Below are 22,708 nucleotides of genomic sequence, written 5' to 3' on the forward strand. Positions count from 1 at the left end.
GAAATTACTGAACCAGTTGGGTCTTCCGTGTATTGGCTTCCGCCAGCAACTCCACCATCGAGGTCAGGGTTTCATCGTGGGCTACGCCCGCCAGGCCCAGCGCCATCTGCGCCCGCAGGAGCCCGTTTCGGCCGCTCAGGTCATATCGATTGCCTTTCACTTCCAACGCCAGATACGGTTCGGTATCGGCCAGTTCCTGCAGGGTGGGTGTCAGTAAGGTGTTGGGGCTGCCCTGCGCTACCTGCTTCTGCAGGATGTCGAACACGGTCGGGGTAAACACGTGCATCCCGAAAAAGCAGAGGTAATAGCCTACCCGCAGGCCGGGGGTCTGGAGTTCCAGCTCAGCGAGGCTCAGGGATGGCTTCTCGATGATTTTTTCGATCTGATATACCCCCGTCATGTTAGGAACGTGCTTACCCGTCAGGGTCCCGTACCGGCCGATCTGGTGTTCGAGGGTGGGGTTGACGGCCGACACCGAGCAGTTTTCCTGGGTAGCCAGTTCGATGAGCTGGGCAGCACAGCGCTTGCGGGTGAGGTTCGATACGTAGAGGTAATCGCCCAGCAGGAGCAGAAACGGCTCCTTGTTGACGAAGTCTTTGGCGCAGTAGACCGCGTGGCCGTAGCCCAGCGGCTCGGGCTGTTCGACAAACTGAACCCGGTTCAGGAGGTGATCGATTTTGTCGGCTTCTTCGCGGGCCCAGTCCACATTTTTGTAGGATCTGACCAGATTGTCGCGCAGAGACGTGAAGGCACTGATGTAGCGTTCGCCATCGCCGGGAGCACATACGACGCAGATCTCCTCGATGCCACTCAGGAAAGCTTCTTCGGCAATAGCCTGGATCACGGGTTTGTATAATCCATCGATATCGACAACGGGCAGCATGGCTTTCTGGATCGTATCGGCTACCGGATATAATCGTTCTCCGCGAGCGGCCGCGGTAATCACTGCTTTTCTTACTTTCATTTGTTTAGCGTATCAGCCGTCGAATATAGCGGACCCCGTCTTATTTAACCAAATCCACTTCAGTATATTGATTTTTAGGTTAAAATAGTAACATTCTAAATGGCGCTGTCAGCTAGCGGTCAGCAATTGAAAGTAGTTAGCCATGCGTGGTCATTTAGAGGTATAGGAGCTGACCTGAAACTGACTACAGCTGCCAACGCATGACTGTTTACCATTCACTCTCTTTTATAACTCCAGCCGCAATTGCCCATTGGATGGGTTGTCTTTCTCCTGCAGACTCGACAAGGATACCCCCAGCAGTCGTATTCCCTGCTGTACAGGCAAAATGGAATCCAGCAACTCGATGGCAATTCGTTGTAGTACAGACGGCTCCGCAATCCAGCTCACCACGCTCCGGCTGCGGGTAATCTGGGTAAAGTCTGCGTATTTGACTTTCAGCGTAACGGTTCTCCCCAGGATGCCAGTGCGGCTACAGTAGGTCCAGACGCTGTCGATGAGGGGTGTCAAGGACTCGACCAGCACAGGGTACTCCCACAAGTCCTGTTCGAAGGTCGTTTCCGAACCGACCGATTTTCGCACCCGGTCGGGCGTAACGGGGCGCTCATCGATGGCCCGGGCGATGCAGTAATAGTGCCGCCCGACTTTGCCGAAGTGGCTGGTCAGAAACGCTTCCGTCTGCTGGCGCAGGTCCATCCCGGTGAAGATGCCCAACTGGTTCATCTTTTCGGCCGTTACCCGACCGATGCCGTGAAACTGGCCGATGGTCAGCGTCTCGACAAAAGCCAATCCCTGGTGCGGCTTGATAACAAACAGACCATCGGGTTTGCGGTAGTCCGAAGCCAGTTTGGCCAGAAATTTATTATAGGATACGCCCGCTGAAGCAGTCAGGCCGGTTTCGTTCCTGATCTGCTCTTTGATCGTTCTGGCCAACTGAGTCGCCGTCGTAGAGTCGGGCAAGCTGTCGGTTACGTCCAGGTAAGCTTCGTCCAGGGAGAGGGGCTCGATAAGGGGTGTAAACTGGGCGAAGATAGTCCGAATCTGGCTGGACACAGCCTTATAAACTTCAAAGCGGGGTTTGACAAAAATCAGATCGGGACATTTTCGGAGCGCCGTTGTGGAGGCCATAGCCGAACGGACACCGAACTGACGGGCTTCGTAGCTGGCCGCTGCCACGACGCCCCGCTGTCGGGAACCCCCGACGGCCAGGGGCTTACCGCGCAGCTGAGGGTTATCCCGCTGCTCAACGGATGCGTAGAAGGCATCCATGTCGATATGAATAATCTTGCGGACAGCGGTCCTTTCCGTCATTAGTTCTGGGCAAACGCGGCCGGTTTTAGCTGCACATCCAGCGGTCGAAGTACGGAAAAAACAGGGTTTTTTGCAAAGGGAACAGCCGAAGAACTACGTCTCTTTTTCGATTTTCTGAACTGTCCGACTGTAGATGCTTGTGAAGCGTGGGAAAGACGATCGCAAACCGTCAGATTCGCATCGAATGGCAGCAGCTTACTGAGTATTTTTCCAGTGTGCCTTTTTTATTAATCTATGTAACTTGTAAGGCTTAAATAGTAAATAAATGAACTCGAAAAGGGAATTGCAGAACGCAAGGGCTCTTTTTTTAATCTATCTTCTTTATTTTTTCACAAATTTTTAGAGCTGGACTCGAAAGTTGTGCGTAGTATTGCTCTGTTATTTCCCCTTACATTTTATCGGGTACTTGATGAGGCTATCTCCCTGATTTTGAATGAAACAAATTCTGATCTTCGTATGGGTTGCTGTTGTCGCATCGACAGGGTTTGCCCAGCATCCGACCACGCTGAAACTCTGGTACGATAAACCCGCCGGTACTGTCTGGACCAATGCACTGCCCGTTGGCAACGGTCGGCTGGGGGCAATGGTTTACGGCAACGTAGCTACCGAAACGGTTCAGCTCAACGAAAGCACCGTCTGGACCGGCAGCCCTAACCGGAACGATAACCCTGATGCGCTGGCCTCGTTGCCCGAAATCCGGAAACTGGTCTTTTCCGGTAAGCAGGGCGAAGCGCAGAAACTGGCCGAAAAAACCATGCAGTCGAAAACCTCCAACGGCCAGATGTATCAGCCGGTGGGGAGCCTGTTGCTCAGGTTTGCGGGACACGAAACGTATACAAACTATTACCGGGAGCTGGACATCGAGAAAGCCGTGGCTACAACGACCTATCAGGTCAAAGGAGTGACCTATACGCGGGCCGTTTTTGCGTCGGTGCCCGCACAGACCGTCGTGGTTCGGCTCTCGGCCGATAAAAAGGGGATGCTCTCGTTTGGCGCTAGCCTGACCACGCTGCAAAAAAAAGCATCGGTGAGCGTCCGGAAGAATGAGCTGATCATCAACGGCACGACGGCGGGGCACGAAAGTGTAGATGGGAAAGTTCAGTTCAACGGCATTGCCCGGATTCAGATCGACGGGGGGACGCTGTCGACAACCGATTCGACGCTTCAAATCAGTAAGGCCAACTCGGCTGTGATTACAATTTCTATCGCCACCAATTATGTGAATTACCACGACCTGAGCGCCGACGCCGTAAAGCGGTCAGAAGCGTATCTGGCGCGAACGGACAATCAGTCGTATGCAAGCCTGTTGAACAGCCATATTCAGGCCTATCGAACCTACTTCGACCGGGTGAAGATCGACCTGGGCAGTACGGATGCGGTCCGCAAACCGACCGATGTCAGACTGAAAGAATTTGCAACGACCAACGACCCACAACTGGTGAGCCTGTATTATCAATTTGGCCGCTATCTGCTCATTTCGTCGTCGCAGCCGGATGGGGCGATCACGGGCAACGGCGGGATGCACAATCAGCCGGCCAACCTGCAGGGCATCTGGAACAATCGCATGGACCCACCCTGGGACAGTAAGTACACCATCAACATCAACACGCAGATGAACTACTGGCCCGCCGAAAAAACAGCCTTGAGCGAGATGCACGAGCCGCTGCTCCAGATGGTGCGGGAACTGGCCGAAACCGGCCGGGAAACGGCCCGGGTGATGTATGGAGCCCGCGGCTGGATGGCTCACCACAATACAGACCTATGGCGCATTACCGGTCCGGTCGACAACATCTACTGGGGCGTCTGGAGCATGGGAGGAGCCTGGCTCTGCCAGCACCTGTGGGAGCGGTTTTTGTATTCGGGAGATAAAACGTATCTATCCGAAGTATACCCGATCCTGAAGGGGGCCGCACTGTTTTTTGTCGATGATCTGGTCGAAGATACCAAACACAACTACCTGGTGATCAACCCCGGCACGTCGCCCGAAAATGCGCCTGCCTTCCGGAAAGGGGTGTCGTTCGATGCGGGCTGTACGATGGACAATCAGATCGTATACGACATGCTGACCGTAGCGATGAATGCCGCCCGAACGCTGGGCCGGGATGCCCGGTTTGTCGATACGCTGGCGGCTGTCCGGAAGCGGTTGCCGCCCATGCAGATCGGCCAGTATGGGCAGTTGCAGGAGTGGATCGAGGACCTGGACGACCCCAACGATAAGCACCGGCACATTTCTCATTTATACGGCCTGTTTCCGTCGCAGCAGATTTCGCCCTATCGCAACCCTGAATTATTCAGCGCGGCCCGGACCACGCTCCTGCAGCGCGGGGACATTTCGACGGGCTGGAGCATGGGCTGGAAAGTGAACTGGTGGGCCCGCATGCAGGACGGTAACCATGCCTACAAACTCATTCAGAACCAGCTGACCCCCGTAGGTGTCAACGAAGGGGGTGGAGGAACCTACAACAACCTGTTCGATGCGCACGCGCCATTCCAGATCGACGGGAATTTCGGCTGCACGTCGGGCATCACCGAAATGCTGATGCAAAGTCACGACGGCGCCCTGCACCTGCTGCCAGCTTTGCCCGATGGCTGGCAAACCGGGAGCATCAGTGGCCTGCGGGCGCGCGGTGGCTTCGACATCGTTTCCATGGAATGGAAAGATGGTAACGTGACTAAACTGACCATCAAATCAAACCTGGGTGGCAACTGCCGGCTGCGGCTACCGAACACCCTGCGGGGCGAAGGGCTGACGGTGACGACTGCTCAGGGCGAAAACACAAACCCATATTATCAGATCGAGCCAATCGCCAAGCCCCTGATCTCGGCTAAAGCAACGGCTGTTCAGCCCGTCCCCATGGCTGAAACCCAGCAGCTCGATTTTGCTACCCAGCCCGGCCAAACGTATACGCTGGTTCGACCATAAGCGTTTGGTTTCCGTCAGTGCCGGGAGTGATAAGCCGTGCCACGGCTTATCACTCCCGGCACTGACGCATTTACTCCTGCCGAAGCGATTTGACGGGATTGGTCAGCGCAGCGCGTACGGTCTCGGAGCTCACCACGATTGCGGTTAATAAAACCACCAGCAATATACTGAACAGGAAAATGAATGCATCCAGATCGACGCGGTAGGTAAAATCCTGTAGCCAGCGGTGCATCATCACCCAGTCCAGTGGTAAGGCGATCAGGCAGGCAATAGCCAGCAGGCTAAGAAACGGCGTAAACAGCAACTGAAGAATCTGAGCCAACGAGGCTCCCAGTACTTTTCGGACGCCGATTTCCTTAGTACGCCGTTCGGCCAGATACGACGACAGCCCGAACAGACCCAGACAGGCAATCGCGATCGACAGTGCCGAAAACGCCTGGAACAGGCCCGACATCCGGTTTTCAGCTTCGTACATCCGACCGAATTCTTCGCTTATGAACCAGTGCCCGAAACCGACGCCCGGCAACACCTGCTTCCAGATCGCTTCAACTTCCGCAATCTTTTCCTGAAACTTTCCGGCGGGTAATTTCACATATACGATCCGATCTTCCGGGTCGGGGCGGGCGCTGATGGCCAGCGGAGAAATGGTATGATGAACAGAGCGGAAAGGGAAATCACGGACAATGCCGACGACGGTGCCCTCTTTTTTCTGGTCCGGTTGCTGAAAGGGCCGCTTGATCGTCAGGCGCATTCCCAGCACCTTATCCAGCGGTAATCCCAACGCTTTGACGGCGCTTTCGTTGAGTAGATAAGCGCTCGAATCGGCCGGATTGTCGTTGCGGAATATTCGCCCGGCCAGCAGTTCCAGATTGAACGCTTTGGGCAGGTCGAAATCGCCGTTCATACCCGCCCATTTATACTCCTGATTGCCCAGTTGCGGAAACGTAACGTCGTGATCCATGGAGCCGAAATAATCCTGATTGGGCAAATGATTCGCCATCGTTACCACCTGGATTTCGGGATCTTCCAGAACCCGTTGCTTGAACGACCGGTATTTGTCCAGCGAAGCCATGCCTGACCAGCGGATCGACAGCAACTGATCGCTGGTTTGACTCAGGCTGGATTGCCGAATGAAGTCCATTTGCTTCATCATGATGCCCGTCGAGCCAATGAGGAGGAGCGTAATGGTGTATTGCAGCACGATGAGACCCTTGCGTAACCAGTCGGACCGACGACTGGAGAACCGGGCGTTCTTCAGTACGCTCAGCGGCAGCAGCCCCGACAGATACAGCGCCGGATAGCTACCCGAAAGCAGCCCGACCAGCAGGGTCGTTCCCAGCGTAATTCCGATCAGCTTGCCCTGCACCAGATGGGCCAGGGTGAAATGTTTACCCGAAATCACGTTAAAAACCGGCAACAGAATAATGACGAGCAACAACGCAATCAGCAGGGCCGCGAACGTAGTAATCAGCGATTCGCCTAGAAACTGCCCGATCAACTGCCAGCGATTGCTGCCCAGTACTTTCCGCAGGCCGATCTCCTTCGACCGTCGGACGGCCCGCGCTGTCGCCAGGTTCATGTAGTTGATACTGGCGATAATGATGACGAGCAGCGCCGTAGACGCGAAAATGTACAGGTATTTGACGTCGCCAATCCGGCTATTGTTGTAACTCGACCGGAGGGCCTCGTTGAAATGCACGTCCTTCAGCGGTAAAATAACCGGCTCCAGCGTTTGGGTAGGGTCTTTGGTCAGATTTTCCTGGACGATCCGGCTAAACATTCGCTGAATCGTTGCGATATCGGCATCGGGCCTGGTGTGCAGGTACGTCAGGAAATAGCCATTCCCATTCCCCCAGTTCTCCAGCCAGTTCTGGTTATTGGCCGTCATTAGGGGGCGAAGCATACCGGTGCTGATCAGGTAATCGGGCTGGATGTGAGAATTTTCGGGGTAATCGTCCAGAACGCCCGTTACGGTCAGCGGCACGTATTTATTTGCGGTTGCGTAGATATGGCTGATCTCCAATGTTTTGCCGACCGGATTCTGATCGCCGAAAAATTGCCCGGCAATGGTCCGGCTAAGCACGATGCCGTTCGGTTTGTCGAACGCTGTTTCGGGATTACCGTACAGCAAAGGAAACCAGAAGACTTCCTTAAAATCGGGGTTCACCCAGAAGGCATTCTCCGACAGTAAAATTTTATCCGCCTGTTTTTCCCGGAACGAAGCCGGATAGCCCAGCGAAACAACCTGCGTTCCGCCCGTAACCGCCGGAAAACGGTTTTTCAGTGCTTTCAGCCAGGCCCCGGCGGCATAAGCAGACGTCCGCTCCTGCCCGTTGATCGTTCGATGTGTTCCCAGAATATAGAGATTGTCGGAATCGGGGTGGAACCGGTCGAAGCCTTCTTCATCGATGATGAACAGGTAGATCAGGGTAACACTGGCCAGGCCAATAGCCAGCCCGGCTAAATTGAGCAGCGTAAAGCCTTTCTGGCGCCGGACATGGCGAAGCGCAACGGTAAGATAGTTTCGGAACATGGAAAGGGGAGAAGGAAATCGGTTGTACAAGTGCTTATTTCAGCGTCTGAATGCCAACGGTGTCGTCCAGCCGGGCCACGATGCCCCAGCCGTAGAAATAATTGGCCAGACCGATCAGGATTTCGTTGTGGCCTTCTTTTAGGGGGAGTCGGATGGTCGTGTTTTCGATCGTACACCGACCGGAAGGATATTTCTGCTGAGGGGTTCCGAAATAATTTTTGTCGGCATATAGGAATTGCCCGTTCACAAACACCCATACCTCGTCGCTAAAGCCAAGGTTCAGCAGCCGTTCCTGGGCTTTATCGGACTTGATACTAGTTTTGAGCCAGGCCAGCAGCCGGATTTCACCGGCTTTGTGGGCATAGCGTTGGCTGAGATTGACCATGTTCCGGCTCCCGGCTTCGATGGGCGACCAGCGCGTGGCGCTGTCGGGTAGCTCGCCGGGACCGGCCTTCCCATAGGTGCTCTGTACGCCCACGGCCGGCTCTTTGCCGAACGCAAACACGACGGGTTCACTGACGAGCCAGTTTCTGAGGTAACGGGTGTCGTGTGCGGTAAGATCATACCCTGCTTTTGGGTCAACGTCTTCGGTGACATCGGGCCTGATGACCAGATTAGCATAATTGACAGCTCCGCTCAGCGATATACCGCCCGCCGTTTCCGGGCTTTCCAGCTCCGGAACCACCAGCGCCGGTCGACTCATGTCGTTGACATACGCTTTCATCTGCCGACCTGAAACCACGAGTTTTACGTGGTTCCAGCCGGTTTCGGCGATCGAAGCGCCCGTCTGGTATTCATCCGTTAAGTCCCACATACTCATTCCATTTATGATCGGTGCATATTGCAGCGTGGTTCGTACGTCGGGCGTGACTTTGCCGAACGAACGGAGGTAAAAATTTTCGCCGTTCTGTTGTTCGGCATCCATCCGAAAATTGATACCGGGAAAGCCCGGCCCCGTCAGTTCGACATCGTATTCGATGGTACCGTTGCTGAAAACGACGTCTTTTAGAACGATGCTTTTGGGACCTTTTATGATTTTCATAACCCCAGCCTCTTTGCCGGGTAGGAATTCGACCTGGCCCGGTGCGTAACTCCACCGGTCGGCGGTCATGGGAATGCGAAGTTCCTGCGGTTTACGAACGGGGGCTTTCTGCGCCTGCGCCAGCCGCATGGGCGCCAGAATAAAAAAGAGAAAAACGAGTCGGTACATACGGGTTGCAATTAGGGTTTCAGATGGACGAAAAAGCGATAGAGAATCGTTGGAAAGGCAACAGGCAGCATCGATTTGATCATAAAAAAATGTAAACTCGTACGCTGATTGACACCAGGGTCCGGCAATACGGTGTCGGCAAACGTATCGAGAAAGCCGCTCGGCGTAAAATCATTCCGAATTCAAGTTTTTTCAAGTTCTATCACGCTGACTCACAATGGTTTCTGACGATACCGACTTACTCCGCTGCAAACAATTGATCGAACAGAAACTCGACTGGGGAGCGGGCGAAACCTGGACAGGCACCGATTTCGAGAACCTGCAGCAGCGGATTCTGGACGAAACGGGCGTTTCTTTGAGTGCGAGTACCCTGCGCCGAATCTGGGGGCGGGTCGATTATCAGCATTTACCCAGCAACACCACGCTGAATACACTGGCCCAGTTTGCGGGTTATGCCGACTGGCGGCAGTTCGTTCGGTCGCCGAAAACGGATCCTTTGCCCGACAGCCCGGTTGAAGCCCAACCGACAAAACCGGTGAAACCGGCCGTCAACTGGCGTCGGCTAGGCTGGATTTCGGGCGTTACGCTGGTGATTGCTTTAGTAGGTATTGCCGCCTTTGAGCAGAAGCATCCGCAGGTCGATGTCGCTCAATACCGCTTTAGCAGCCGACCGCTGACGCGCACGATTCCGAACTCGGTCATTTTTACTTACGACGCATCGGCTTCCCCAACCGATTCGGTATACATTCAGCAATCCTGGGATCAGTCCCGGCGCGAGGTAGTCGCCAAAGACGGACAAACCCACACGTCCATTTACTACGAACCGGGTTTTTACCGGGCGAAACTGGTGGTTGGTCATGAGGTCGTGAAAGAACATTCGCTGCTGATTCCTACGAACGGCTGGCTGGGCACCATCACCACGAAATCCGTTCCCATCTACCTGAAGCCGACCGAATTCATGACGACGGGATCGATGCGACTTCCCCTTGCCATAATCGGGCAAAAAAACGTAGGCGTACAGCCGGAAGCACCGCTGATCAAGTATGCGAACGTCGGCAACTTTGCACCCGTGCCGCTGACGGATTTCTCATTCAGCAGCGAGGTGAAAAATGAGTATGGCGAGGGAGCTGCGGCCTGTCAGCTAGCCTGGATTGCCCTCATCACTGATGGAATGCCCATTGCCATCCCGCTGTCGACAAAAGGCTGTGTATCCGAACTGACGCTGATGGACGGTAGCCGGGCCGTTTCCGGGAAAACGGCCGATCTGTCGGCATTCGGCGTCGATTTTACCGATTGGGTGCGCGTAAGCTGCCGAAGCGACGGCCGGAAGCTGTACTGCTCGATCAACGATAAACTGGCGTACACATCGACCTTGCCAGCCAAAAAAATGTCGATCGTTGGGCTCGTGTACGGATTCCGGGGAACGGGCGCGGTGAAGAACATTTTTCTACGAACGGCCGATAAACTGGTATTGCAGGCTTTTTGAATCTAGCTTAACCGGAATGACGCAAAAAACTCGTTCATTACAACCTTTCTCCTTCAAATTGAGTCGTTTACGGAAACCCTGCTATAGCCATGAGAACTGTTTTACGACTCCTTTGTATTATCTGGGCATTAGCCTTCAGTTGTTCGCCGAAATCCGACCCATTACCGGCCGATCGCTGGGCCGAGGGCTGTATTCAACTGGCTCCCTACGAAGGCGCTTACCGCCTAAGCGGCATGTGCTGTTCGTACGTGAGCATACCCGAGATCAAGCTGGACCCTAATCGTACGTTTGTCAGTAAAGGCACGTTCTCCACCTTTACCGGAGCCGGTTTCGCTGACTTCCCCGCAACGGTAAGCGGGCAGCTATCCGCCGATGGAACCACCTTGACCATCAGCTATTACGTGAATTCCTTTCAGACCACCTACACCCTCAGAGCGGGCCAGGCCGCGGTGGCCTGCCTGTGCGGCTGCGATTAACCCGTCGGTATAGCCACAGATTAATTTGCCAATGTTCAGGGGATGTTTATCTTTACCATACTGGCAATCAGGTAAGCAGATTATAGCCCATAAATGGGTTGTGTCGTGGTTTGATGCCTGACCGCCTAAATCCTGTTTCCTCCTCTGTTTTATGCGATTAGTTAGCCTGTTGCTTACCTTGATTTCGCTTCAATCCGTTGCTCAGTCTGTGCCCACCGTCCGGACCCGCGAAGACCGCCTTCGTCTGTATATGAACGGAAGCCGTGAAGGGTTCAGTGGCATCGGTCAATTGCCGAAATCATTCAGCTACAGTTTCGAAACCGGTAAGGCAGGAATACCCATGGCCATTGTCTCCGAGAAGGATTCGATTGCCTTTGTCGTGACCCAAACTAAACCCGTTGCGTTTCAGATCGTCCGGGAGCAGAAACAGGATACGGTACAGTGCCTGTTTACGGGGATTTCCAAAAAAGCGGTCTTTAACCAGGCGTATATCGATACGCATACGGGAAAAAGTTTTGTCGAGGTTCCTGAGGTGTACGAGCTGGTCAATGTGCTGTATACGCTGACGCCCCAGAGCCAGACCGATCAGGATATCGTAAACAAAGACACAAAATATTACCAGGAGGTGTTGGCCTATTTTAACCCGTATCGGCAGCATCGGGCCATTTCGGTGATGGATTCTCTATTGAAAGCGGGCAGCTACGCGCCGATTAAGATGGATAGCTACGCGGTCGAGTTTGCGGGCGATCAGCTACGAAAAGGCGACGTATTCGACCGGGTGAGCTGGGGCGAAGTCAATACGCTCGACCCCTACCTACCTCTGCTTGCTGATTTTGCCCGACAAGCAAAATTTCGGTCATTTTACCAGGCCCATAAACCCTATTATGAGCGACTGAAGCAGGACTTTCGACAGAACATTGCGCTGGCCGAGATGAAGCAGTGGCTGGATCGGCAGTTCCCCAAAACCAGCTATGCCTGCGTCAAAGTGGTCGCTTCGCCCCTGGTCGGCGCCAACCAGTCTGCCAACTGGTTCGAGGACAACGGCTTCCGTGAAACCCAGGCACATATCGATCTGCCCGACGACCTGAGCCCTTCCGAATCGGCGCTGGCCCGGGCCCGGCGTCAGGAAATTGCCTTTACAGAACTGAACCACGCTTACGAGAATCCGGAAGCGGAAAGTTACGGTAAAGAAGTCAATCAGTACTTCGGTGATCTGTCGAAATGGACGGCAGGAAAAGCCTCGGCCTCTTACCAGAATTCGTTTCTGTGTTTTCAGGAGTACATGAACTGGGCACTGGTGACGCTTTATCATGCCGATCATGTAAGCGAAACGGATTTCAATACCCTTTGTCAGGGCGTCGAGCAGCGAATGGTCGATCGGCGGGGCTTTTCGAAGTTCCGGGCCTTCAATCAGGAACTGCTGCGCTTATACCGGGCGCGCAAACCTGCCCAAACTGTTGCCGACCTGTATCCGGCTCTCTTCGCCTGGGCCGCCAGCCAATAAAAAACCGCTACCCAAGATCGGAGCTCCGGTAGCGGTCTGAGTATGTTCAACTACGAAAAAGATAACGCACGGTTACGCTGCTTCGGAAGGCAACTTAAATTGGGAAAATAAGAGCGGGCTTAAGGTTTGCTTAGAATTAGCTTAGAAACCCGCATGAAGGCCCTAAAAATTGAAAAAAACAGGATTTGGCCGGCGTGTTTCAGTGCATCAGACCCGGAATATCGACCAGCCAGGCAATCAACAGCGTAAGCAGGAATAAGACGCTTATCAGAATCAGTAACCAGTCCGGTTTCGGCTGAGGGTCTTCCTCAAACGGATTTCGCGAGCGTTTCCGGTTCGTGGTCGGATCGGCCGGGCTGGGTGGAATAAGTGGAGTGTAAAGAAGGTTGTCGTCGATCATTGTACCGTTGTGTTAAACCCGAGGGGTAACTACAGAGACAAAGATGAGCGGACCAGCTTAGTATTCGCTGATAAACACCTTAGAATCTACTTAGAAGGGGAAACCTGCTGCGGCAACTCGACGCTGAAAACCGTCTGATCGGTACCGGATGAGCTAACCTGAATCTGTCCCTGGTGTAATCGGATGATGCGCTCGACCAGCGACAAGCCTACGCCATACCCCCGTACGTCGGCTGTCTGACGGCTTCGGTAAAAGGGTTCGAAAATGTAAGGCAGATCGGCGGGCGGAATGGGCTGCCCGCTGTTCTCGATGCGAATGTGTACTCCGCCCTGATCGACGTTTACGTGCAGGAGCGCCTGCCCGTTGTCCGAAAATTTACAGGCATTTTCCGTCAGGTTCCGGAGCGCCGTTGTCAGCAGCGTCTTATTGCCCTGAATGGCCAGCAGATCCGGATCGTCGGGCAACGCTCCCAGTTCCACCCTGACCTGATACCGCGGATTGATCGCCGATACGGCCTCGCGAACATCCCACACGATTTCGTCCATACGGACAGTGTCGGTCAGCAGGCTGGCTGCGTCTTCCTGATTGACCTGCGAGAGCTGAAGTAACTCGTGCGTAAGCGAAGCCAGGTTGCTCACGTCGTCCAGCACCGACCGGATCGTTTGCCGGTAAGCTTCTGGATCGCGCTGGTTCAACAGGCTGACTTCCAGCTGCGAACTGATCTGCGTGAGGGGATTTTTTAGTTCGTGGGAGACATTGGCCACGAACATACGCTGTAACTGAAATGAATCGGACACCCGGTCGAGCAACCGGTTGATGGTAGCCGACAGGCGACTAATTTCATCATCGTCGGTCGAAACACGCAGGCGCTCGTCGCGGTTATGCGGAAAAATCGCGCTGACGATCCGGTCGATCTGCTGCATCGGCTGTAGCGCATCGCGCGCGAAGAACCAACCCGAAAAAGCGGTGATCCCGGCAATCAGGCAAAATAACCCGCTCAGTGACCACAACAGCCGCCGTAAAAACTCATCGCCATACAGGTTTCGGGCGCTGGCTACGACCACAAACTGCCCCGCTGCCGTGGCGAACCGAATGCCCGAAACATAAGCCCCATCCTGCTGAAAATCTTTGCGGTGCTCTTGCCGAATAGCGGTCAGTACCGCCGGAGCAACCGACAAAGGACTATCTTCGCTGGTGGTCAGGATCACTGAATCCCGGCTATCGACAACGATAATTTTCTGACTCGGCAATTGATCCTTCCGAATTCGGCTCAACTGCCGCACGAGTTGGACATCCAGCCGATGCCGGATCAGCATGTCGCCGACGGTGCTGGCTTTGCGGTCGAGTCGCCGGTAAAAATCCGACGAGATAAAATACCAGCAAAACGCGTAGATGCTGACGAACGCCAGCAGCAATATGCTGGATACCAGCCCCGTAAAGCGTAAAGTCAGCCGGTTGCGAATAGTCATAGGGGAAGGGAGAGGGGAAAAGGGCATGGGGAGACAGAATAAGGAGATGGGGGCGTGTGCCAGAATCTACTGGCCCCATCCCTTTACCCCTCTGCCCGCGGTCCTTCTCCCTCCTTAAGCACATATCCCATGCCAAACTGGGTATGAATCAGTTTGTTAGGGAAGTCTTTGTCGATCTTTTTTCGGAGATAATTGATGTATACCTCCACCACGTTGGTGCCGGTGTCGAAGTTGAGGTCCCAGACATGCTCGGCAATGGCCGGTTTCGACAGCACCCGACCCTGATTCCGCATCAGAAATTCGAGCAGGGCAAACTCGCGGGCCGTCAACTCAATGGGCTGGCTGTCGCGCGTTACGGTTTTGGCGTCGAGGTTCATTTCGATACCGCCGTAGCGCAGCGTCTGCGCCGTCATGGCCACCTGCGTACCGCGCTTGGTCAGGGAGCGGACCCGCGCCAAAAGCTCGGCAAACTGAAAAGGTTTGGTCAGGTACTGGTCGGCACCGGCATCGAAACCCGCAATCTTGTCTTCCGTTTCGCCCAGGGCCGTGAGCATCAGAATGGGGGTGGTGAGCCCTTCGGCCCGTAGCTGACGACACAGTTCGTAGCCATTCATACCCGGCAGAATCAGGTCGGTAATGATAGCCGCGTAATTGTTTTTCTGAGCCAGCCGTTTGGCGATGAGTCCATCGTAGGCAATGTCGACTTCGAACTGGCTTTCTTCCAGGCCCTGCTGGATGGCTTGCAGCGTTTTGGGTTCGTCTTCAACGATTAACAGTTTCATAGTCCATCCAGATAAGGGATAAGTAGTTAAATGTATTGGTTGAGCTATTAACAATTTTCGGGGCAAATGTTTCCGGCGCGACCGGCGTCGGCGCTCAAGCCGCTGCGAAGAGTTATTTTAGTGTCTTCTTATATGACCTGACTAATTTTTTAACCGGAAAGCCCCTGTTATTTGCGCTTTCCGGTTTGTTGAACCCTGAGATCAGAAAGAATCTGCAATGCTGCCAATGCTGTCATCAGATGTCGGCCTGCCCGTCATACAGGCGCTGGAGCAGCGTTTCGACGTCGCGCTGGCGGGCCAGCCGATAGCGCGCAAAGGACATTCCGGCTCCTACTTTTATGGTGTAGGCCCAGTTGGGCAACTGCCTGAACATGTCTTCGTCGGTGGCATCGTCGCCCATGCTGACGATAAAATCATAGGGTTGCTGATCGAGCAGCGATACCGCTACCACTCCTTTGCTGTGCTGGGCGGGTTTCACCTCGACAACTTTATGACCCTGAATAATCGATAGCGGAATGGAGAACGAAGCCCGGCGCAACTGGGATGCCAGTTCTATGGCCTGACCCTCAGCCTCGTCGGTTTCGACCATGCGATAATGCCAGACGAGGGCCGTTTCTTTTTCCTCTACGAATGAACCCGAGAACCGGTCGACGAAGGGGGCCATTAGCTGGCGAACCGGATCGACCCAGTCGTCGGTCGATAAATCGAGCCGTACCCAGGGCTGAGCGGTTTTTTTCAGAAAAGCCCCGTGTTCTGCCACCAGATCTACCGGAACATGCGCAAAGGTTCGTTCCAGAAAAGTCCGGTCCCGACCACTGATGACGACCACATCGCTGATTTCGGCCAGCGCCTGAATCGTTTTCAACAGGGTTTCGGTTGGGTGGGCCAGTGCCGGATCATTGACGATCGGAGCCAGTGTACCATCGAAATCCAGCAGAAGCAGCCGTTGCCGGGCGTCGTTGAACGCCGTCACAAATGCCTCAACCGGCAGGTCTGTTTCCAGATCGGACGAATGGCTCACCTGATGATCGAAGGCCGAAAAAAAGTCGTGACTCCACCGGAAAACGTTATGGTTCTGGAGGTGCTCCCGCATGGTGGTTAAGCGTCTTGCCTGCTCGTCCGGTGGCATCGCCAGCCCCAGGCTAATGGCATCGGCTACTTCCTGGGTATCGGTCGGGTTAATAATGACGGCCTCCGTCAGTTCCTGGGCTGCACCCGCCAACTCGCTCAGAATCAGCACGCCCTTCAGGTCGTAGCGGCTGGCAACGAATTCCTTGCAGACCAGATTCATGCCGTCGCGAATGGGGGTAATGAGTGCAATGTCGCAGGCCGTATACATCGCCAGCAATTCGTCGAATGTCAGCGAAGCGTACGAATAGACAATGGGTCGCCAGCCGATGGTGCCGAACAGGCCGTTGATCCGGCCGACGGTTTCTTCGATCTCCCGCTTGATTTCCTGGTAGTGGCCGATCTTGTCCCGCGATGGCACCACCGTCATAACAAACGTCACCTTGTCGTGCCAGTCCGGATGCTGAAGCAGAAAACGTTCATAGCCCTGCAGCCGGTACGTAATTCCCTTGGTGTAATCGAGCCGATCGACCGAGAAAATAAGTTTGTTGTCCCGCAACAACGACTGGTAATGCTGTCGGGTGGTCACGACGGTGGCGTCCTGGCCGTGGGTGTTGAACTTGTTGAAATCGACGCTGATGGGGAAATCGTTCACTACCACTGATCGATGGGGGAGCACAATCCGCTGGCCAATGATGGGATGTTCTAACACCTCAGCTACGCTGTGCAGAAAGTGCTGCACGTAATCGGTGGTGTGAAAACCGACCAGGTCGGCGCCGAGGATGCCGTTCAGCAACGACTGTCGCCAGGTGCGGGGCAGAAGTTTGATGATTTCATAGGTTGGAAACGGAATGTGAAAAAAATAGCCGATCGAAGCATCCGGATTTGCCTGTCGGATCATGTCGGGCAGCAGCATCAACTGAAAATCGTGCACCCAGATCAGGTCGTCGGGCTTGATGAGGGCATTCAGTTCTTCCAGAAACCGGGTATTCGCCTGCTGATAATGCTGGAAGTCAACCTCCCGAAACGAAGCATAGGAAGTGAAATAGTGAAACAATGGCCAGATCAGGTCATTGCTGAACCCTTCATAAAATCCCTGGTGAACAGTTTCGTCCATGAAAACAGGGTGTGCGACGAAACTCTCCGTTTCCAGCGCCGACGGGGGCAACGTCTGGAGCGTCGAATCGCCGTGACCGATCCAGTGGATTTTATTGCCCGCGCCCGTTTGCTCCTGGCCCATTCGCTCAGCCATCGAGAGCACCGCCGAAACCAGCCCGCCTGAATTTTGCGTCAGTTCGGGTCCGTTGGGCGTTTGCTTTACAGAAAAAGGTAGGCGGTAGGAAACAATGAGTAAACGATTGCCAGTCGAGTGAGACGTGCTCATAAAGTCGGTGCGTTACTGAACGCGCAGTGTGTATAAACAAATAACACGCTTTCGACTTAAAGTGGGCTTAAGCAAACCTTAGAAAATCCTTAGAGCCGATGCGCAGGATCTGGTACCTACCCGGCCGTGGGGGAACCGGGATCGGTTGTTCACTCATGCAGAAGCTGCCTGTCGAAGGAGTATCTGGACAGAAAAATGACTTTTAAGAGCAGGCCGGAGAAATTCCGGACGTTCCGACTTTTCTTTACGACGTGATGTGCTGCCATGCAAACTGAACCCTGCCGTAGGCTGTCAGGAAAAATAATCGGCCTGTGGGTGCTCATGATATGGGGGTTAAGTCCATACGCCCAGGCGCAATCCGAGTCGAGTAGCGATCGGACAGTTTGGCTGAAAGCCATACCCGGTTTGCAGTTCGACCAGGTGCGATTCAGCGTGAAGCCTGGCGCCAGGGTCAAGCTATACATGAGCAATACCGACGATATGGCCCATAATCTGGTCATTATCAAGCCCGGTGCCCGCCAGGAAGTCGTCGACGCGGCTTTGAAACTGGGCGAGCGCGGACCCGCTGTCAACTACATTCCAGCATCGGCCGCCATCTTGTGGACGATTCCGGTCGTGGTGCCGGAAGGGATGGATTCGCTGAGCTTCATTGCCCCCCGTGAGTCGGGGGTTTATCCATACGTCTGCACCTTTCCCGGGCATGGGTTTGTGATGTACGGGGCTATGTATGTAACGGAGGGGAAAATGCCTGCTCTTCAGCAGGATATGGCCATCCCGCCCACTCGCCGAACGGGGTCGGTACCGGCCAGCGCCCATGCCGGTCATGAAACCACTGAGGTTGAGCGCTTTCATCCGTATCGGCCGGTGGCCCCTTATCTCTACCGGATTTTCATGCCCGATGCCAGTCCGGCGGCCATCGCCGTTTGCCTGCCCCACGATCTGGCTTACTGCTGGGATGCGGGCACCTGCCGCCTGCGCTACGCCTGGCAGGGCGGCTTTCTGGATCAGAAAACCCTCTGGCCCGGCAAAGGCGATACCCAGGCGCAACTCGTCGGCACGGTGTTTTACCGGGATAAAAGCCGGTATCCGCTGCAACTGAGTCCGACAGAAACCAGCCCCGCCGTCGATTTCAAAGGATACCGGTTGATAGATCGGTATCCCGAATTTCGGTACACCGTCGATGGACTGGCTGTGGCCGAATCGATTCGGCCACAGCCGGGGGGCAACGGCTTACTGCGCCGGTTCAAAATTGTCGGAGCAACCCGTTCCGTCCGCTTCGTTACGGATCCCGACGATGGGGTCGTTTACCGGGCTTCGGCCGGAAAATGGGAAAACAACGTACTTGTACTGACGCCCAGGGAAGCTCGTGAGTTTACCCTGACAATGACCCAAAAAAACAATTAGGCTTATGCGCATCGTGGTGTCGCTTTTGTATGGAGCTATGATCGGGCTACTGACCAGCGCGGTTCCGGCCGTCGTCGCGCCCGTTGCCCAGGAGGCCTACCGGGTTGAAACGATTGCCATGCCCGACGGGCTGAGCAGCGAAACCGGAGCACTCGAATTTCTGCCCGATGGGCGGCTGGTGGCGTCGTTTCACCGGGGCGAGGTGATGATCTACAACCCGAAAACCAAACAGTGGCGACTCTTTGCCGACGGGCTGCACGAACCGCTTGGCCTGCTGGTTGTGAGCGCTTCGGAGCTGATCATCATGCAGCGTCCGGAACTCACTCGCGTCAAAGACCTGGACGGCGATGGGCGGGCCGATCTGTATGAGAAAGTAACCGATGCGTTCGGTATTTCGGGCAATTACCATGAGTTCAACTACGGGCCCGTAAAAGACAGCCAGGGGAATCTGTTCATCGGGCTTAATACAGCTTCGCCCAACGGGAGCGTTCGGCCCGAAGTGCGCGGCAGACTGGATACCTTAACCGCCGACCACCGTGGTCAGATGTTTTCGCAGGTGCCGTACCGGGGCTGGATCATGAAACTGATTCCCTCCGCAGATCGATCGCAGTATACGCTCGTGCCCTACGCCAGCGGCTTTCGGTCGCCCAACGGCCTGGGCTTCGATACGAAAGGGCGGTTGCTGGTCACGGAAAACCAGGGCGACTGGGTGGGAACCAGCGCCTTGTATGATGTACAGGAAGGTAAATTCTACGGTCATCCGGCCAGCCTGGTCTGGAAGACTGGCTGGACGGGTGGTAACCCGCTCAATAAACCCGTTCCGGAACTGGATGCCATGCGAACTAAAGCCGTCGTGCTGTTTCCGCATGGGATCATGGCCAATTCGCCCACGCAGCCCGTCTGCGACCAGACCGGGGGGCGGTTCGGGCCGTTTGGGGGGCAGTTGTTCATTGGTGAAATGAACCAGGAACGGATCATTCGGGTGATGCCGGACGAGGTCGACGGGCAGTTACAGGGAGCCTGCGTGCCTTTTCTCGATGGACAGGGCCTTCGGAAAGGCAATAACCGGCTGGCGTTTGCGCCTGACGGCAGCCTATGGACCGGGCAGAATGACCACGGCTGGGCGGGCGCAAAAGGCATTCAGCGAATCGTGTTTACGGGTACGCCACCCATGGACGTCTACAGCATGAAACTGACCCCGACCGGATTTGACCTGACCTTTACCCAGCCCCTCGACCCGACGACGGCGAGTCGACTGGAGAATTACGCGCTTCGGCATTATCATTACGAATACCACAAGCCGTACGGATCGAAACAGTTCGATGTGCAGGCCGCGTCTGTAACCGCCGTCAGTCTTGCTCCGGATCGCAGACGGGTCTCGCTGACCGTAACTGATTTACAGCCGGGTGTTATCTACGAACTGACGCTCGGTCCGATTCAGGCCGCTAACGGAACCCCCGTGGCCAATAAACTGATTTGTTATACCCTGAATAAACTGAAGCGACCGAGCTGATTTTTTTTACAATTTACCCGAATAAACCCGCGCATTTTTATGGCTCAGTCCTACGACCGCCGAGCATTTCTGTCCCTCGCGCTTTCGTCCGGTGTCGGCGTTAGCCTGGCCAATTTTCCGACAATTCGTCAGCTCGAACCGGGCAGGCGGGTGGGAATCATCGGGCTGGATACATCGCACAGCGTGGCTTTTGCGAAAGAACTCAATAGCCCTTCGGCTGGAGATACCTGGCATCGTTACCGGGTGGTGGCGGCTTATCCCAAAGGCAGTAACGACATCGAATCGAGCGTCAAACGGATTTCCGGTTATACCGAAGACGTGAAAAAATTAGGCGTCGAGATTGTGGGCAGCATAGACGAACTGCTCCGGAAAGTGGATGTGGTCTTGTTGGAAACCAACGATGGTCGCTTGCATCGGGAGCAGGCCATGCAGGTATTTAAGGCCAAAAAGCGGATGTTTATCGATAAGCCCCTGGCTGCGTCGCTGGCCGATGTGGTGGCTATCTTCGCGGCTGCCAGAACCTATGACGTGCCTGTATTCTCGGCTTCATCGTTACGCTACATCAAAGGCTTGGATGCTGTCGACAAAAGTCAGGTCGTCGGGGCCGATACGTTTAGCCCGGCGGTGCTGGAAAAAACGCATCCGGACCTTTTCTGGTACGGCATTCACGGCGTAGAAACCTTATATACGGTGATGGGGCAAGGCTGCCGGCAGGTGGTTCGAATCGCCAGCCCGGATACGGATATCGTTGTTGGTACCTGGGCCGATGGCCGGATCGGTACGTTTCGGGGCACCCGTACCGGAAAACATGAGTACGGCGGTACGGTTTTCACGAAAACGGGCAATGTGGTGCTGGGACCGTATGAAGGGTATAATCCTTTGCTGAAAGCGATCATTGATTTTTTCGAGACCGGCAAACCTCCCGTCAGCCCCGAAGAAACGCTGGAGATTTTCGCATTTATGGAAGCCGCCGACGAGAGCAAGCGGGCTGGAGGAGCCGCCGTAAGTCTGGAAAGCGTGCTGAAAAAAGCCCGGCAAGGCCGGTAAAAACAAGGTCGGCTACCCGCTTTCATCGTGCCTTTGAGTACTTCTTCGATCCGATGAAAGCCATGATTGAACTAGTTCGGCGCTTTGCCAGTATTGAAGAAAAGTGTAAGCCGAAATCGAAGCTGAGAAAAGACTCGGAGTTCATCGGCAAACCAAACGCTTTCTCGAAACGAATCATGGAATTAGGAATCAGTAGCTTTGGCGATATGACGCCCGATAACCTGCCGGGCAAGGCTGTCAACGCCCATCAGCGCATGCAACAACTGCTGGAAGAAATGACGCTGGCCGATCAGGTAGGGCTGGATGTGTTTGCTCTGGGGGAGCATCACCGAGCCGATTTTGTGATATCGGCCCCCGAAGTGGCACTGGCCGGTGCCGCCACACTCACGAAAAAAATCCGCCTGTCGAGCGCCGTAACGGTGTTGAGTTCGGCCGATCCGGTGCGGGTATTCCAGAATTTTGCCACGCTGGATCTTATCTCCAACGGTCGGGCCGAGATCATGGCTGGTCGCGGGTCGTTTATCGAATCGTTTCCGCTGTTTGGCTATAACCTGAACGATTACAATGAGCTGTATGCCGAAAAGCTGGATCTGCTGCTGAAAATCAACCAGCAGGAGCGGGTCACCTGGCAGGGTAAGTTCCGGCGAGCCATCGACGAGCTGGGCGTGTACCCCCGGCCCTATCAGGCCGCCCTCCCGATCTGGGTCGCCGTCGGCGGCACCCCGGCCTCGGTGGTGCGGGCCGGTAAACTGAATCTACCCCTGACACTGGCGATGCTGGGCGGTACGCCCGACCGGTTTGTGCCCCTGACCAACCTATACCGGCAGTCGGCCCAGGAAGCCGGGCATGATGTGGCGCAGTTGCAACTGGCTATGAATTCGCACATGTACATCGCCGACACCTCGCAACGGGCCGCCGACGAGTTTTACCCGACGTACCAGACCATGATGAACCGGATCGGGAAGGAGCGGGGCTGGCCACCACTGGGCCGGGATCAGTTCGAATACATGCGTCAGTACGGACCGCTGCTGGTAGGTAGTCCGCAGGAAGTTGTCGAGAAGATTCTGTATTTCCACGAACTGTTTCAGAACACCCGCTACCTGGCGCAGCTCATCAGCGGCCCGGTGTTACCCCACGCCAATGTCCTGCGCGCCATCGAGTTGTTCGGTACGGAGGTGGCTCCCGCGGTTCGAAAAGCGTTGCGCCCGCAGCAGGAAGAAGTCCAGTCATGACCAGT

The 22,708-nt window shown here is 55.0% G+C and carries 16 protein-coding genes; 8 read left to right on the plus strand and 8 right to left on the minus strand.

The annotated features are described in order from the left end of the window. Positions 1-4: 4 nt before the first annotated feature. Together ACYVC2_RS04415 and dinB are read right to left on the minus strand one after the other, a co-directional pair. Complete coding sequence (locus tag ACYVC2_RS04415; protein WP_461101085.1) at positions 5-964, minus strand: UTP--glucose-1-phosphate uridylyltransferase; 960 nt, start codon at positions 962-964, stop codon at positions 5-7. Positions 965-1,189: 225 nt separating this feature from the next. Further along, complete coding sequence (dinB, locus tag ACYVC2_RS04420) at positions 1,190-2,272, minus strand: DNA polymerase IV (protein WP_461101086.1); 1,083 nt, start codon at positions 2,270-2,272, stop codon at positions 1,190-1,192. A gap of 433 nt (positions 2,273-2,705) precedes the next feature. On the opposite strand from dinB, the gene ACYVC2_RS04425 reads away from it, so the two are divergent. Beyond that, positions 2,706-5,195, plus strand: a complete 2,490-nt coding sequence (locus ACYVC2_RS04425; protein WP_461101087.1) for a glycoside hydrolase family 95 protein — start codon at positions 2,706-2,708, stop codon at positions 5,193-5,195. A 70-nt stretch (positions 5,196-5,265) separates the two neighbouring features. On the opposite strand, the gene ACYVC2_RS04430 is transcribed toward ACYVC2_RS04425, so the two are convergent. After that, complete coding sequence (locus ACYVC2_RS04430) at positions 5,266-7,728, minus strand: ABC transporter permease (protein WP_461101088.1); 2,463 nt, start codon at positions 7,726-7,728, stop codon at positions 5,266-5,268. A 34-nt stretch (positions 7,729-7,762) separates the two neighbouring features. Continuing rightward, positions 7,763-8,938 (minus strand): hypothetical protein, encoded by a 1,176-nt coding sequence (locus tag ACYVC2_RS04435; RefSeq protein WP_461101089.1) that lies wholly within the window; start codon positions 8,936-8,938, stop codon positions 7,763-7,765. Positions 8,939-9,155: 217 nt separating this feature from the next. On the opposite strand from ACYVC2_RS04435, the gene ACYVC2_RS04440 reads away from it, so the two are divergent. The 3 genes from ACYVC2_RS04440 (at position 9,156) to ACYVC2_RS04450 (ending at position 12,404) form a co-directional block, all read left to right on the plus strand. Beyond that, complete coding sequence (locus tag ACYVC2_RS04440) at positions 9,156-10,424, plus strand: hypothetical protein (protein ID WP_461101090.1); 1,269 nt, start codon at positions 9,156-9,158, stop codon at positions 10,422-10,424. Between the two features lie 89 nt (positions 10,425-10,513). Further along, positions 10,514-10,900 carry a hypothetical protein gene (locus ACYVC2_RS04445; protein ID WP_461101091.1) on the plus strand — a complete coding sequence of 129 codons (387 nt, stop codon included), beginning with the start codon at positions 10,514-10,516 and terminating at the stop codon, positions 10,898-10,900. 151 nt (positions 10,901-11,051) lie between these two features. Beyond that, positions 11,052-12,404: a DUF4932 domain-containing protein gene (locus ACYVC2_RS04450; protein WP_461101092.1), complete on the plus strand. Its 1,353-nt coding sequence runs from the start codon at positions 11,052-11,054 to the stop codon at positions 12,402-12,404. 199 nt (positions 12,405-12,603) lie between these two features. On the opposite strand, the gene ACYVC2_RS04455 is transcribed toward ACYVC2_RS04450, so the two are convergent. The 4 genes from ACYVC2_RS04455 to ACYVC2_RS04470 form a co-directional block, all read right to left on the minus strand. Then, on the minus strand, positions 12,604-12,804 hold the full coding sequence (locus tag ACYVC2_RS04455; RefSeq protein WP_461101093.1) for a hypothetical protein: 201 nt from the start codon (positions 12,802-12,804) through the stop codon (positions 12,604-12,606). 86 nt (positions 12,805-12,890) lie between these two features. Beyond that, positions 12,891-14,273, minus strand: coding sequence for a sensor histidine kinase (locus ACYVC2_RS04460; RefSeq protein ID WP_461101094.1), 1,383 nt, complete (start codon positions 14,271-14,273; stop codon positions 12,891-12,893). An 83-nt stretch (positions 14,274-14,356) separates the two neighbouring features. Further along, positions 14,357-15,055, minus strand: a complete 699-nt coding sequence (locus tag ACYVC2_RS04465) for a response regulator transcription factor (protein WP_461101095.1) — start codon at positions 15,053-15,055, stop codon at positions 14,357-14,359. Positions 15,056-15,290: 235 nt separating this feature from the next. Then, complete coding sequence (locus tag ACYVC2_RS04470) at positions 15,291-17,507, minus strand: bifunctional alpha,alpha-trehalose-phosphate synthase (UDP-forming)/trehalose-phosphatase (protein ID WP_461101096.1); 2,217 nt, start codon at positions 17,505-17,507, stop codon at positions 15,291-15,293. A 264-nt stretch (positions 17,508-17,771) separates the two neighbouring features. Between ACYVC2_RS04470 and ACYVC2_RS04475 the strand changes: the two genes are divergently transcribed. From ACYVC2_RS04475 to ACYVC2_RS04490, 4 genes are all read left to right on the plus strand, one after another. Further along, positions 17,772-18,911, plus strand: a complete 1,140-nt coding sequence (locus ACYVC2_RS04475) for a plastocyanin/azurin family copper-binding protein (RefSeq protein WP_461101097.1) — start codon at positions 17,772-17,774, stop codon at positions 18,909-18,911. 4 nt (positions 18,912-18,915) lie between these two features. Next, a complete protein-coding gene (locus ACYVC2_RS04480) occupies positions 18,916-20,424 on the plus strand; it encodes a PQQ-dependent sugar dehydrogenase (protein ID WP_461101098.1) in 1,509 nt (502 codons plus the stop codon). Positions 20,425-20,463: 39 nt separating this feature from the next. Continuing rightward, positions 20,464-21,471 (plus strand): Gfo/Idh/MocA family protein, encoded by a 1,008-nt coding sequence (locus ACYVC2_RS04485; protein ID WP_461101099.1) that lies wholly within the window; start codon positions 20,464-20,466, stop codon positions 21,469-21,471. A 176-nt stretch (positions 21,472-21,647) separates the two neighbouring features. Then, the gene (locus ACYVC2_RS04490) at positions 21,648-22,703 is read left to right on the plus strand and encodes an LLM class flavin-dependent oxidoreductase (protein ID WP_461101337.1); all 1,056 of its coding nucleotides are present in this window, start codon (positions 21,648-21,650) and stop codon (positions 22,701-22,703) included. Positions 22,704-22,708: the final 5 nt, after the last annotated feature.

The organism is Spirosoma koreense, from assembly GCF_054777875.1.

Bases quoted from the DNA above. Each gene is read 5' to 3' on its own strand.
- ACYVC2_RS04465 (WP_461101095.1), bottom strand. From the start codon at position 15,055: ATGAAACTGTTAATCGTTGAAGACGAACCCAAAACGCTGCAAGCCATC.
- ACYVC2_RS04490 (WP_461101337.1), top strand. From the start codon at position 21,648: ATGGAATTAGGAATCAGTAGCTTTGGCGATATGACGCCCGATAACCTG.
- ACYVC2_RS04485 (WP_461101099.1), top strand. From the start codon at position 20,464: ATGGCTCAGTCCTACGACCGCCGAGCATTTCTGTCCCTCGCGCTTTCG.
- ACYVC2_RS04430 (WP_461101088.1), bottom strand. From the start codon at position 7,728: ATGTTCCGAAACTATCTTACCGTTGCGCTTCGCCATGTCCGGCGCCAG.
- ACYVC2_RS04415 (WP_461101085.1), bottom strand. From the start codon at position 964: ATGAAAGTAAGAAAAGCAGTGATTACCGCGGCCGCTCGCGGAGAACGA.
- ACYVC2_RS04450 (WP_461101092.1), top strand. From the start codon at position 11,052: ATGCGATTAGTTAGCCTGTTGCTTACCTTGATTTCGCTTCAATCCGTT.
- ACYVC2_RS04460 (WP_461101094.1), bottom strand. From the start codon at position 14,273: ATGACTATTCGCAACCGGCTGACTTTACGCTTTACGGGGCTGGTATCC.
- ACYVC2_RS04425 (WP_461101087.1), top strand. From the start codon at position 2,706: ATGAAACAAATTCTGATCTTCGTATGGGTTGCTGTTGTCGCATCGACA.
- ACYVC2_RS04435 (WP_461101089.1), bottom strand. From the start codon at position 8,938: ATGTACCGACTCGTTTTTCTCTTTTTTATTCTGGCGCCCATGCGGCTG.
- ACYVC2_RS04470 (WP_461101096.1), bottom strand. From the start codon at position 17,507: ATGAGCACGTCTCACTCGACTGGCAATCGTTTACTCATTGTTTCCTAC.
- dinB (WP_461101086.1), bottom strand. From the start codon at position 2,272: ATGACGGAAAGGACCGCTGTCCGCAAGATTATTCATATCGACATGGAT.
- ACYVC2_RS04475 (WP_461101097.1), top strand. From the start codon at position 17,772: ATGCAAACTGAACCCTGCCGTAGGCTGTCAGGAAAAATAATCGGCCTG.
- ACYVC2_RS04440 (WP_461101090.1), top strand. From the start codon at position 9,156: ATGGTTTCTGACGATACCGACTTACTCCGCTGCAAACAATTGATCGAA.
- ACYVC2_RS04480 (WP_461101098.1), top strand. From the start codon at position 18,916: ATGCGCATCGTGGTGTCGCTTTTGTATGGAGCTATGATCGGGCTACTG.
- ACYVC2_RS04455 (WP_461101093.1), bottom strand. From the start codon at position 12,804: ATGATCGACGACAACCTTCTTTACACTCCACTTATTCCACCCAGCCCG.
- ACYVC2_RS04445 (WP_461101091.1), top strand. From the start codon at position 10,514: ATGAGAACTGTTTTACGACTCCTTTGTATTATCTGGGCATTAGCCTTC.